At 61.2% G+C, this 12541-nt stretch carries 8 protein-coding genes; 3 read left to right on the forward strand and 5 right to left on the reverse strand.

Translation table 11 applies throughout. The features are described from left to right. Positions 1-178: 178 nt before the first annotated feature. From ACF8EF_RS07880 to ACF8EF_RS07890, 3 genes are all read right to left on the reverse strand, one after another. Positions 179-2608, reverse strand: a complete 2430-nt coding sequence (locus tag ACF8EF_RS07880) for a TonB-dependent siderophore receptor (protein ID WP_392460813.1) — start codon at positions 2606-2608, stop codon at positions 179-181. Between the two features lie 108 nt (positions 2609-2716). Then, positions 2717-3679 carry a FecR family protein gene (locus tag ACF8EF_RS07885; protein WP_392460814.1) on the reverse strand — a complete coding sequence of 321 codons (963 nt, stop codon included), beginning with the start codon at positions 3677-3679 and terminating at the stop codon, positions 2717-2719. Between the two features lie 20 nt (positions 3680-3699). After that, positions 3700-4185: a sigma-70 family RNA polymerase sigma factor gene (locus tag ACF8EF_RS07890; protein WP_176685838.1), complete on the reverse strand. Its 486-nt coding sequence runs from the start codon at positions 4183-4185 to the stop codon at positions 3700-3702. Between the two features lie 507 nt (positions 4186-4692). Here ACF8EF_RS07890 and ACF8EF_RS07895 point away from each other — a divergent pair. Further along, positions 4693-5856, forward strand: coding sequence for a type III PLP-dependent enzyme (locus ACF8EF_RS07895; protein WP_021781787.1), 1164 nt, complete (start codon positions 4693-4695; stop codon positions 5854-5856). Between the two features lie 28 nt (positions 5857-5884). Here the strand turns inward: ACF8EF_RS07895 and ACF8EF_RS07900 are convergent, their stop codons facing one another. Together ACF8EF_RS07900 and ACF8EF_RS07905 are read right to left on the reverse strand one after the other, a co-directional pair. After that, positions 5885-6655, reverse strand: coding sequence for a tetratricopeptide repeat protein (locus ACF8EF_RS07900; RefSeq protein WP_392460815.1), 771 nt, complete (start codon positions 6653-6655; stop codon positions 5885-5887). 3 nt (positions 6656-6658) lie between these two features. Further along, positions 6659-7339 carry a Fe2+-dependent dioxygenase gene (locus ACF8EF_RS07905; protein ID WP_176685834.1) on the reverse strand — a complete coding sequence of 227 codons (681 nt, stop codon included), beginning with the start codon at positions 7337-7339 and terminating at the stop codon, positions 6659-6661. Between the two features lie 221 nt (positions 7340-7560). Between ACF8EF_RS07905 and ACF8EF_RS07910 the strand changes: the two genes are divergently transcribed. Together ACF8EF_RS07910 and ACF8EF_RS07915 are read left to right on the forward strand one after the other, a co-directional pair. Further along, complete coding sequence (locus ACF8EF_RS07910; protein WP_392460816.1) at positions 7561-9804, forward strand: TonB-dependent receptor; 2244 nt, start codon at positions 7561-7563, stop codon at positions 9802-9804. 102 nt (positions 9805-9906) lie between these two features. Further along, a complete protein-coding gene (locus ACF8EF_RS07915; protein WP_176685832.1) occupies positions 9907-12462 on the forward strand; it encodes a sulfite reductase flavoprotein subunit alpha in 2556 nt (851 codons plus the stop codon). Positions 12463-12541 lie beyond the last annotated feature (79 nt).

Here is a 12541-nt window from a genome sequence, read left to right on the forward strand (position 1 = left end):
CATGTGTAGGAGCGGGTTTACCCGCGAATACGGTAGCGGCGGCAACGGTGAGCGGCTGGTGAAATTGGCCAGCAGGCCCGGCCCTTTCGCGGGTAAACCCGCTCCTACCCCCAAACCTCGAAGGCCTGGAGGCTCTCGGTACCCGCGAAGGGCTGCAAAGCGGCCTGGCAGCCTCGGATCAAAACCCTACACTGGCCTGCACATAGAAGGTCCGTGGTTCACCCACATAGAGGCCGGCATTGTTGTCACTGGAGCGGGTGAAATACTGCTTGTCAAACAGGTTCTTCACCCCCGCCGCCAGCTTCAGGTTGGACAACTGCGGCCCGAATTCATAACCGCCACGGGCATGCCAGGTCACGTAGCCCGGAATATCGCCATACCGCCCGTCAGCACTCGGCTCGGTGATGTAGTCGCCATTGAAACTGCCATCGGCATTGATTCCGGTGCCGGGTGCGCGCTGCCTGGATTGGGCGTAGGCATCCAGGTTCCAGGTCCAGTGGTTGACCGCGTAACGCACCCCGGCAGTGGCCACCTGGCGTGAATAGAACGGCAGGTCACGGCCCTTGAATCCCGGGATATCCCCTTCATAGGTTGCGCGGGTATAGGTGTAGCCACCGCTCACCGACAGCCCGTCCAGGCGCGGGTCCAGCCCGGCCAGGTCATAGCGCACCGAGGCCTCGACACCCTGGTGCCTGGTCGCCCCCAGGTTGGTCCAGCCCACGTCGTTGCTGATGTACTGCAGCTCATCATCGAAGTCGATGTAGAACGCCGTCAGCTCACCGGCAAAGCCACCATTGTCATAACGGGTACCGATTTCGTAGGTCTTGGCCTTCTCCGGCTCCAGGCCATTGGCCGTACTGTTGCCAGAACCGCCCTGGCCCAGCTGGAAGTACTGCAGGCTACCGAACGAAGTCTCGTAGTTGGCGAACACCTTCCAGGCATCGGAAACGTGGTACATCACGCTCAGTGCCGGCAAAGGCTCGTTGCTGGTGATGCTGCGCTTCTTCTCGGCTACCGGGCGGTTGTTGGCGTCCAGTACCGGGCGGTCGCGCCAGTCGGTATTGATGTGCTCGAAGCGCACGCCAGGGGTGATGGTCCAGTTGCCCACGTCGATCTTGTCGTCGATGTAGTAGGCGCTGGCTTCAGTACCGCCGCTGCGGTCCTGGAACACGTGGCCGTCAGAAGTCGGGGTCACCGTCGGCACGTTGTCGATCAGCGCCAGCCGAGTCGTCTGTTCGCGCATCGCTTCCTTCAGGTAACGGTAACCGACACTGACTTCCTGGGTGGTTGGGCCGGCAAAGAAGATGCGCGAAACACGGGGTTCGATGGCAAAGGTGTGGTAGTTGCGCGGGTACGACGACAACGTCTTCATGTCCCGCGAGGCAATGGTGCTGCCGCGGAAACTGTCGGTGTAGTAAGTCAGCACTTCGAACTGGGTGGCATCGTCGAGCTGCCGCTGCCATTTGAACGACACATCCTTGCGCCGGCCCGCGAAGTAGTCGTAGTCGCGCAGCGACTGGTACGGGTTGCTGTCGTATTGGGCCTGGGTCAGGCCACCCGGCATGTCGGCACGGCCATCGTAATAATGGAAGTTGAGCCAGAACTCATCGACATCGGTTGGCGCCCAATGCGTCTTGAGGATAACGTCGTCGATGTCGTTGCCGTTGTTGCTTTCACGGTAACCGTTGCCATTCACCCCGGTGTACAACAGCGCCACGCCCATGCCATTGTCGGCCGTCCCGCCGACGAACGCTGACTCGGTGTGTTTCCAGCCACCGTGCCGGGAGGTTTCCAAGGTGGTGGACAGCTCTGCCGAGGCCTTTTGCGGAATCGCCCGGGTTACGAAGTTGATCACCCCGCCCACGTTCTGCGGGCCGTAGCGCACCGAACCGGCACCGCGCACGACGTCGATGCTGTCGAGGTTGCCAGAGGAAATCGGTGCCATTGACAGCTGTGGCTGGCCATACGGCGCGAAGGCGGCCGGGATACCATCGATCAGTACCGTGGAGCGCGGCGACAGGCGCGAAGTAAGGCCACGCACGCCCACGTTCAGCGACAGGTCGCTGCCACCGGTTCCGTTGGAGTCCTGCACTTGCACGCCGGGGATGCCACGCAGCACGTCGCGCACATTCATTGCACCCTTTTCCACCATTGCCTCGCGGCGCACCACGGTGCGTGCCCCGGGGTGGTTCTGTACCACGCTCTGCTGGGCATCCCCCAGCCAGTCACCGACCACCTTGATATCGGTGGGTGCCAGCTCCAGGCTGCCGCTGCCCAGGTCAAGGGTAGTCGGCAGAGGCTTCACCACAACGGTGTCCCGGGACATCTCGAAGGTGAGCCCGCTGCCTTGCAACAGCTGTTGCAGCGCCTGCACCGGCGTCAGGTTGCCCGATACCGCCGGGGCCTGTTTACCGGCGACCAGCTCGGGGCTGAAAAACAGCTGCAGGCTGGTCTGCTGGCCGAGCTGGTTCAGCGCCGAACCCAACGGCTGAGCCTGGATCTGGAGGGTATTACCGGCCTCGGCGGCCTGGCTGTCAACGGCCACAGTGCTGACCGCCAGGGCCAGCGCCAGGGCGCGAAAGCGTGGGAAGGGTTTGTTGTTGTTCACGTCGTCGAAACATCCTGGAATGCGGAATAAACGCCAACCGCGTGCAAATGGAAATGCTTGGCAGTTGCAGCTGGCGAGGAAGACGAACGAGTGAAAAAAAACCTGAATCTATTTGGCGATTATTTCGCTGGAGCCGTCTTCATGGGCCTTGATGGCCACCGGCAGGATGCTCGGCAAGGCCCGCAGCAGAGCGTCTGGGTCGTTGGTGCTGAAGGTGCCTGACAGGCGCAGGCGGGCGACTTTACCAGGGGCGACCCGCAATGGCTGGCTACGGTAGCGAGAAGCTTCGGCCACTACTTCGGCGAGGATTGCATTGTCGAACACCAGTTTCCCCTGACGCCATGCGGTCATGGCGCCGATATTGACCGCATAGGGTGCGGCGACCAGGCCCTGTTCATCTATATGCGCCCCCTGCCCGGCCGTCAGTTGCGCCAGCGAGGCGCCCTTGCCCTGCACCCGCACCGACCCCTGTTCCACCGCCACACGGGTGCTGGCTGGGTCCAGGCGTACGTCAAAGCGGGTACCTGTGACGATCACACTGCCCTGGGCAGTGTCGACCACAAACGGCCGGTTACTGTCATGGGCGACGCTGAACATCACTTCACCGGCGTTCAGGCGCACGTGCCGCTGGCCGGCGCTGAACTCCACCTGCAACTGCGTGCTGCCATTGAGGTCGAGATGCGAGCCATCCGGCAGTTCGACCTGACGGCGCTCATTGAAGGCCGTCTGCAGGCTGCCCTGATGGTTCAGTTGCAGGTAGTGCCAGCCACCCCAGCCCAGGGCCAGCGCCACTGCCGCGACACTGGCGGCCAACGCCTGGCGCATGAAACGCCGTCGTGGCAGCTGCTGTACCGGGTCTGGCTGGCACAGCGCCTCCAGGCGCTGGCGTGGAATGAAGTCGGCGGCCTGCCACACGCGGCAGAGATGCTCGTATTCTTCCCGGTGGTGCTCGTCGCTCGCCAGCCAGGCACGCAACTGTTTGTGCAGCCCGGCATCCCGAGGTGCGTCCTGCACGCGGGCGAACCATGCGGCCGCCTGCTCGCGGACGGCATCGGTACCGTGCTGTTCCATCGAAAAGATCTCCTGACTCTTCATGCCGACACATCCAGGTGCTCACGCAGGTGCCGGAGCGTGCGGATCATATACTTTTCGACCATGTTCTTGCTCAACCCCATGCGCTCGGCAATCTCGGCCTGGGTCAGGCCTTCGAGCTTCTGCCAGATGAACACCTGCCGACAGTTGAGTGGCAGCTCGGCCAAGGCCCGCTCGACGCTGTCGGCCAGCTCCAGGGCATGCACGTAGGCTTCCGGGTCGCCACTGCCGATTGCGCCTTCTTCGAAGGCTTCCCGCTCCAGCGCCTGGCGGCGGTCCTCGCGACGGAAGCCATCCACAGCGATGTTGCGCGCAGCCTGATGCAGGTAGGCGCGTGGCTGCTCCACCTGCTCGCGCGGGGTTTCCAGTACCCGGACAAAGGCATCATGGGTGAGGTCCTCGGCCTGCTGACGACTGCGCAGCTTGCGCGTCCAGGTGCCGATCAGCTCATGGTAGTGGTCGAGGAAGCCTTTGTGTCCGGACACGGTCGGGGGTCATCGGGGAGGCAGATAAGGGTGCGAATAGTAATGTTTCTCATCAAAAGCAGCAAATCCGCCAGTCGGTAACAAAAAATTTATGGGCGATTTCCTGTACGGGGGTACCAGGAAAATGTGGCCATAAATATGAACACCTCCGGCCCTTTCGCGGGCAAGCCCGCTCCCACATGGAACGCGTATCCCCTGTAGGAGCGGGCTTGACCGCAAAGGGCCCAACACGCTCCATTCCACAATTTTTTACGCTTGAAAGATCGCAGGGAACATCAGCCGGTCACACGAGTCGGTTATTCAAATGGCTGGTCGTCGATCCACGTCGATCACGCCCGGATTGCCTGTTGATTCTGCATTCTTCACGCCCTAAAGTGCGCGCCGAACGTCCATGCTGGAAACGATCCATCCGGCTCAAGTACTGAGTAGGCGAACCAAAGTGGGGATACGGAGGACGTTCAGTTTGCAGCCACTTAATCTTTCAGTTTGCCCATGGAGTCCCTGAGCATGTCGATCCAGGTCGAAGACTATTTCGCGCGTGAAACCTTCCAGAAAATGAAGGCGTTCGCTGACAAGCAGGAAACCCCGTTCGTACTCATCGACACCCAGATGATCAGCCAGGCGTATGACGACCTGCGCGCCGGTTTCGAATTCGCCAAGGTCTACTACGCGGTCAAGGCCAACCCGGCCGTGGAAATCATCGACCTGCTCAAAGAGAAAGGTTCGAGCTTCGACATCGCCTCGATCTACGAGCTGGACAAAGTACTGGGCCGCGGTGTCAGCGCCGACCGTATCAGCTACGGCAACACCATCAAGAAGTCCAAGGACATCCGCTACTTCTACGAGAAGGGCGTGCGCCTGTACGCCACCGACTCGGAAGCCGACCTGCGCAACATCGCCAAGGCCGCACCGGGCTCGAAAGTGTATGTGCGTATCCTGACTGAAGGCTCCACCACTGCCGACTGGCCGCTGTCCCGCAAGTTCGGCTGCCAGACCGACATGGCCATGGACCTGCTGATCCTCGCCCGTGACCTGGGCCTGGTTCCTTACGGTATCTCCTTCCACGTGGGTTCGCAGCAACGCGACATCAGCGTGTGGGACGCCGCCATCGCCAAGGTCAAGGTAATCTTCGAACGCCTGAAAGAAGAAGACGGCATCGAACTGAAGCTGATCAACATGGGTGGTGGCTTCCCGGCCAACTACATCACCCGTACCAACAGCCTGGAAACCTACGCCGAAGAAATCATCCGCTTCCTCAAGGAAGACTTCGGTGACGAACTGCCGGAAATCATCCTCGAGCCTGGCCGTTCGCTGATCGCCAACGCCGGCATCCTGGTCAGCGAAGTGGTGCTGGTCGCACGCAAGTCGCGTACCGCCGTCGAGCGCTGGATCTACACCGACGTAGGCAAGTTCTCCGGCCTGATCGAAACCATGGACGAAGCCATCAAGTTCCCGATCTGGACCGAGAAGAAAGGCGAAGCCGAAGAAGTGGTCATCGCCGGCCCGACCTGCGACAGTGCCGACATCATGTACGAGAACTACAAGTACGGGCTGCCGCTGAACCTGGCCATCGGTGACCGCCTGTACTGGCTGTCGACCGGCGCCTACACCACCAGCTACAGCGCAGTGGAATTCAACGGTTTCCCGCCGCTGAAGGCTTACTACCTGTAATGCACAACGGGGCCGAAAGGCCCCGTTTTCATGTGTGCTCTCCTGTACCGGCCTCTCCGCGCCGATCGATTTCCTCGGCATACCGCGCCGCAAAGGCCATCAACACCGGCCCTGCGCCCTGCAGGGTTACCAACGCAGCACGCAGGAAATTCATGTTCCCCGCAACCCGGGCCTGCTCCAGCCACTGCCCTGCCTCGGCCAACTGCCCACGCTCGACCAGCACCAGCGCCAGGCTGAACATCCCGCGAAAATCCCCCGCCTCGGCCGAACGCCGATACCAGCGCACCGCCCGCGCCGGGCTGGGCGCCGTGGCGATGCCCTGCTCCAGGTAACGCCCATACAGGTTCATCGATTTGGCATGCCCCAGCTGTGCAGCCTTCTCGTAGCACATCAGCGCCTGCACCTGATTGACCGGCACCCCACGCCCGGTCGCCAGAAGGTTGCCCAGGTTATACAGGCCCCAGTCCAAGCCGGAATCAGCCGCACGGGCGTAGTGAACGGCAGCCTGCGCCAAATTCACCTCACCGCCCCAACCATGCTCCAGGCAACGCCCGAGCATGTTGTGCGCCATGGCATTCCCCCCCTGTGCAGCGATACCGAACCAGCGCCGGGCGACGGTGGCATCCTGCTGGATGCCAAGCCCATCCAGCAGGATCTGCCCCAGCAGCAACTGCGCCTCGACCGCACCCTGCCCCGCTGCCGCCAGAATTGCCTGGGCGGCCTTGCCGGGGGATTCCTCGAGCATGGCCTGCAAGCCGGCCACATCCACCACTTCCTCACGCCGCAGCAGGTAAGACACGGCTCAAACCTCAGCCCAGCGGCGCAGCAAGTTATGGTAAGTGCCCGTCAGCTGCAACAACGAAGGATGGTCCGGCACATCGGCAGTCAGTTGCTGGATTGCGTTGTCCATCTCGAACAGCAGCGTCCGCTGGCTGTCATCGCGCACCAGGCTCTGGGTCCAGAAGAATGCGGCATAGCGTTGGCCACGGGTCACCGGGTTGACCTTGTGCAGGCTAGTGCCGGGGTACAGCACCATGTCACCGGCGGCCAGCTTGACCTGCTGCACGCCATAGGTGTCCTGGATCACCAGCTCACCGCCGTCGTAGCTTTCCGGGTCGCTGAGGAACAACGTGGAAGACAGGTCGGTACGCACCCGCTCCGGGCTGCCCTTGGGCTGGCGCAGGGCGTTGTCGATGTGGAAGCCGAAGTTGCCACCTTCGCGGTAGCAATTGATCAGCGGCGGGAACACCTTGTGCGGCAACGCTGCCGACATGAAGCGCGGGGTTTTCCACAGGCGGTCGATCAGCGCAGTGCCGATTTCCTTGGCCAGCGCATGGCCTTCCGGCAGTTGCAGGTTGTGCTTGGCCTTGGCCGACTGATAACCCGCCGTAACCTTGCCATCGGCCCAGTCGGCCTGCTCCAGCGCCTCGCGGATACGGGCCAGCTCATCAGCGTCGAACAGGCCTGGGATGTGAAGCAGCATGGCAACAGCACCGTTGGGAAATGTAAAGGCGCAATGATATTGATTCCCTTTTGCGCTACACAAGCCCCATTCGCCGCTTAAGACGTTTCAGCTGCATGAAACCGTAAAGACAAATTGTAAAGATTGTAAATTCTTCACAAATGGTAACGACTCTCAATTGTTAGTCAAAATTGCTTACATTAAGATCCACCGCCTCGAAACCTTGGGGAAGGTCCTTACCAATGCGTCACTACGTGCCATCTGCTGTGAGCTCACAACGCCTGCTTGCGTCCGCCATCGGCGTTGCCATCTCTGCTGCATCGACTGCTCAGCTTGCATGTGCAGATGATCAGGCTGCTGATTCTGTCATTTCACTCGACGCGACCAGCGTCAACGCTGCACAAGATGTCACCAGCTACAAGACGGACACCGCCAGCTCGAAGAAGTACACCGCCCCGCTGCGTGAAACACCGAAGAGTGTCACGGTGATCCCTCAGCAAGTCATTCGTGACACGGGTGCGACGTCCTTGGTAGACGCCTTGCGTACAACCCCAGGCATCACTTTTGGCGCAGGCGAAGGCGGCAACCCAGCGGGTGACCGCCCTATCATCCGCGGCTTCAACGCCGAAAGTGACGTATTTGTCGATGGCATGCGCGATGTCGCATCCCAAAGCCGGGAGATCTTCAACGTCGAGTCCATTGAGGTCGCAAAAGGCCCTGGCTCCGCTTTTACCGGTGCTGGCTCGACGGGCGGGAGCCTCAACCTGGTCACCAAGAGCGCAAAACTTGGCGATAGCTACAACGGTGGGTTCACTTGGGGTTCAGACCAGACCAAACGCACCACCCTGGACTTGAACAAGCAACTGACCGACACCTCTGCCTTTCGCTTGAACCTGATGAAGCACGAAGCCAACGTCGCCGGTCGTGACGATGTGGATGTGAGCCGTTGGGGGGTAGCACCGTCGTTCGCTTTTGGCTTGGGCACCGATACACGGGTCACAGTGGGTTACTACCACCTGAAAACTGACGACATGCCTGACTACGGCATCCCGCTGAACCGCAGCGCCACGCGCAGCAAATACAATGTAGATGGCCCGGCTCATGTTGACCGCGACAACTTCTACGGTTTGAACGGACGCGACTATCGCAAGACCAGCAACGACAGCGGCACGATCCGTATCGAACATGACCTGAACGAAAACCTGACACTGTCCAACAGCTTCCGCATGTCGCGCTCGACCCTCGACTACATCGTGACCAACCCGGATGACAGTAAAGGTAACGTCGCCAACGGTACGGTCTATCGCGCCACCAAGAACCGCAATTCGACGTCCAAAGGCTGGGTGAACCAGACCGACCTGAGTGCCAAGTTCAATACCGGCTTCATCGAGCATAGCCTGGTGACAGGCCTGGAGTTCACCTACAGCGACACGCATAACCGCGGGTATGTCGTCACCTCGGCCGCTGGCACAGGCACTGTTTGCACCCCCGCCTTGCTGGCCTCGGGCGACTGCACCAGCCTCTACGACCCGTCCCCGGATGACGGCTGGTCTGGCACGATTACCGACAGCCAAGCCTTCACCGATACGAATACGAAAACCAGCGCTGCCTACGTATTTGACACGCTGACTTTCAACGAACAGTGGTCGCTGAACCTTGGCCTGCGTTACGACGATTACCAGACCAAATCAAGCGGGTACAGCACAGGTGGTCGTGGCTCGGTGGCGGGGGACTTCTCTCGCGAAAACAACGCGCATCTGTGGAACTACCAAGTTGGCGTAGTCTACAAGCCGTTGCCCAACGGCAGTATTTACGCTGCATGGTCGACCTCCAGCAACCCGTCGGGCGAAACCAGCGGCAATGGCGGCCTGGAGCTGGCGGCCAACAACAGCAACCTCGATCCAGAACGTAACCGCAACTACGAAATCGGCACGAAGTGGGACTTCTTCGACGATAACCTATCGTTGACCGCAGCCTTGTTCCGTACCGACAAAACCAACGCACGCGTCACCGATCCAGACAATGCCACTTATCAGGTGCTCGATGGCGAACAACGGGTCCAGGGTGTGGAGCTGACCTACTCGGGTAACCTGACCAGCAAGTGGAAGGTCTATGGCGGCTACACCTATATGGAAAGCGAGATCGTGAAAACCTCTACTGCAGCGAACGAAGGCAACCACATGCCTAGCACGCCGCGTAACAACTTCACGTTCTGGTCGACCTACGACATCATTCCGCAACTGACCGTTGGTGCTGGCGCGACTTTTGTCGACTCGCGCTTCGGTGACGAAGCCAACTCGGTCGAGGTACCTTCCTACTGGCGCTATGACGCCATGGCTACCTATCGCCTGACGAAGAATGTCGACTTGCAGCTGAATGTGCAAAACCTGACCGACAAGCGTTACTTCGATCAAGTATTCGCTACGCATTACGCTCACGTAGCGCCTGGCCGTACTGCACTCATGAGTGCCAACTTCCACTTCTAATCAAGTCACCCCGAGCCCCGTTCATTCCCGTGAGCGGGGCTTTTGCGTATCAAGGCATAATGCACGCCGCGCAGGTCGCGGCAGCAACTCAAGGTGAGTAACGTGGTGAAGAAGACGCTGTTCCAATTGCACTGGTTCTTTGGCATCACCGCTGGCCTGGTGCTGGCCTTGATGGGCATTACCGGGGCGCTGTACTCGTTCCAGGAAGAACTGCTGCGCGCATTCAATGCCGATGTACTCAAGGTAGAAGTACGCGCCGAAGGCGTGCTGCCGCCGGCCGAGCTGGTTAAACGGGTCGAAGCCCAGCAGCACGACAAGGTGTCGATGCTGTGGGTCGACGTGCGTGAAGGCAACGCTGCACGTATCTTCTTCATGCCGGCACCGGGCGAACGCCGTGGCGAACTGCGCTATGCCGACCCGTACACCGGCGAACTCAAGGGTGAAGTGGCCGGGCAAGGCTTCTTCAACCTCATGCTCAAGCTGCACCGCTTCCTCGCCATAGGCGACACTGGCCGGCAAATCACCGGGGCCTGCACCTTGATGCTGGTGTTCTTCTGCCTGTCCGGCCTGTACCTGCGCTGGCCGCGCAAAGCGCTGGACTGGCGCACCTGGCTGACCTTCGACTGGGCCAAGAAAGGCCGCGCCTTCAACTGGGACCTGCACGCCGTGGCAGGTACCTGGTGCCTTCTGTTCTACCTTCTGTTCGCCCTGACCGGCCTGTTCTGGTCCTATGAGTGGTACCGCGAAGGCCTGAACAAGCTGCTGGCTGACGCGCCGGCTGCGGGCCAGCAGCAAAAACGTGGTGAAGGCCGTGGCCGGCACGGGCCGCAGAAAGTCGACCGGAATGCGCCACCGCTGGTGGTGGACTACGACGCCATCTGGGCCAACCTCAAGGACGCCGCGGGCCCAGGCCTTTCCACCTACAACCTGCGCCTGCCGCCCGCTGGCGGTCAGCCGGCCAACCTGTTCTACCTGCTCGACAACGCTGCCCACCCACGTGCCTTCAATACCCTGGTCCTGGACCCAGCCACTGGCCAGGTTAAAAAGCACGACCGCTACACCGACAAGTCCTTCAAGGCGCAACTGCTGCAGAGTGTTTACGCCCTGCATGTGGGCGAGTACTTCGGCTTGCCGGGGCGCATCATCGTCACCATCGCCAGCCTGACCATGCCGTTGTTCTTCGTCACTGGCTGGCTGCTGTACCTCGACCGTCGCCGCAAGAAACGTCAGGTGCGCGCAGCCCGTGGCAAGGTCGCCAACAGCAACGGCAATGGCGACGGTTGGCTGATCGGTTTTGCCAGCCAGAGTGGCTTTGCCGAGCAGTTGGCCTGGCAGAGTGCGAAGCAGCTACAGGCAGCTGGCCAGACAGTTCAGGTGCGCGCCCTTGCCGAGCTGGGTGAAAACGACCTGCGCCAGGCCCATCGCGCGCTCTTCGTGGTGAGTACCTTCGGCGACGGCGAAGCGCCCGACAGCGCTCGCGCCTTCGAGCGCAAGGTGCTCGGCCAGCCTTGGGCACTGAACAACCTCAACTATGCCCTGCTCGCCCTCGGTGATCGTCAGTACCCGCACTTCTGCGGTTTCGCTCGTCGTCTCCAGGCGTGGCTGGGGGAGCGCGGTGCCAGCAGTGCATTCAGCCCGGTGGAAGTGGACAACGCCGACCAGGCCGCCCTGCAGCAATGGCAGCAGGAACTGGCGCAACTGACCGGCGCCCAGCCGGTGGCCGCCTGGCAACCGCCAACCTTTGCCAACTGGTCGCTGGTGCGCCGCAAACTGCTCAACCCTGGCAGCCAAGGCCAACCGGTGTACCTGCTTGGCCTGCAGGCTGCAGAACCTGCAAGCTGGGAAGCCGGCGATCTGGTAGAGATACTGCCGCTGAATGGGCAGCCACGGATCGACGCGTTCCTCAAGGGCATGGCACTGGACGCCAACAGCCAGGTGCAGGTGAATGGCCTGAGCGAAACCCTTGCCCAGGCACTCGCTGGCCGCCAGTTGCCGATGCGCCGCGACCACCTGATCGGCTTGCAGCCGCAGGCACTGGTGGATGCACTGGTACCGATCGGCAGCCGCGAATACTCCATCGCCTCGATCGCCAGCGATGGTGTGCTGGAGCTGATCGTGCGCCAGGAACGCCACCCTGACGGCAACCTTGGTTTGGGCTCTGGCTGGCTGACCGAATACCTGCCAATGAATGGCACCCTGAGCCTGCGCCTGCGGCGTAACAGTGGCTTCCATCTGCCTGAGGCCGCTGCGCCGATGATCCTGATCGGCAACGGTACTGGCCTGGCAGGCCTTCGCAGCCTGTTGCGCGCGCGGGTCAATGCCGGTGAGCAGCGCAACTGGCTGTTGTTCGGCGAGCGTAATCGGGCGCATGACTTGCTGTGCGGCGATGAGCTGCAGGCTTGGCTGGACAACGGCGACCTGGCACGGCTGGACCTGGCGTTCTCGCGCGATCAGGCCGAGAAGGTGTATGTGCAGGACGTAATGCTGCAACAGGCCGAGGATTTCAAGCGCTGGGTGGCCGATGGGGCTTGCGTGTATGTCTGCGGCAGCCTGCAAGGCATGGCGGCTGGGGTGGATGCGGCGCTCAATCGCATGCTGGGTGAAGAAGCTGTACAGCAGTTGATCGAGGATGGGCGGTATCGGCGGGATGTGTATTGACCGGAAATCGATTCAACCAGCGCCGGCCTCTTCGCGGGTGAACCCGCTCCTACAGCGGGCTGTGTCCAACCCCAGATGT

The organism is Pseudomonas sp. zjy_15 (genome assembly GCF_043101865.1).
GTDB classification, from domain to species: domain Bacteria; phylum Pseudomonadota; class Gammaproteobacteria; order Pseudomonadales; family Pseudomonadaceae; genus Aquipseudomonas; species Aquipseudomonas putida_Y.

Bases quoted from the DNA above. Each gene is read 5' to 3' on its own strand.
- ACF8EF_RS07885 (WP_392460814.1), bottom strand. From the start codon at position 3,679: ATGGAACAGCACGGTACCGATGCCGTCCGCGAGCAGGCGGCCGCATGG.
- ACF8EF_RS07895 (WP_021781787.1), top strand. From the start codon at position 4,693: ATGTCGATCCAGGTCGAAGACTATTTCGCGCGTGAAACCTTCCAGAAA.
- ACF8EF_RS07905 (WP_176685834.1), bottom strand. From the start codon at position 7,339: ATGCTGCTTCACATCCCAGGCCTGTTCGACGCTGATGAGCTGGCCCGT.
- ACF8EF_RS07910 (WP_392460816.1), top strand. From the start codon at position 7,561: ATGCGTCACTACGTGCCATCTGCTGTGAGCTCACAACGCCTGCTTGCG.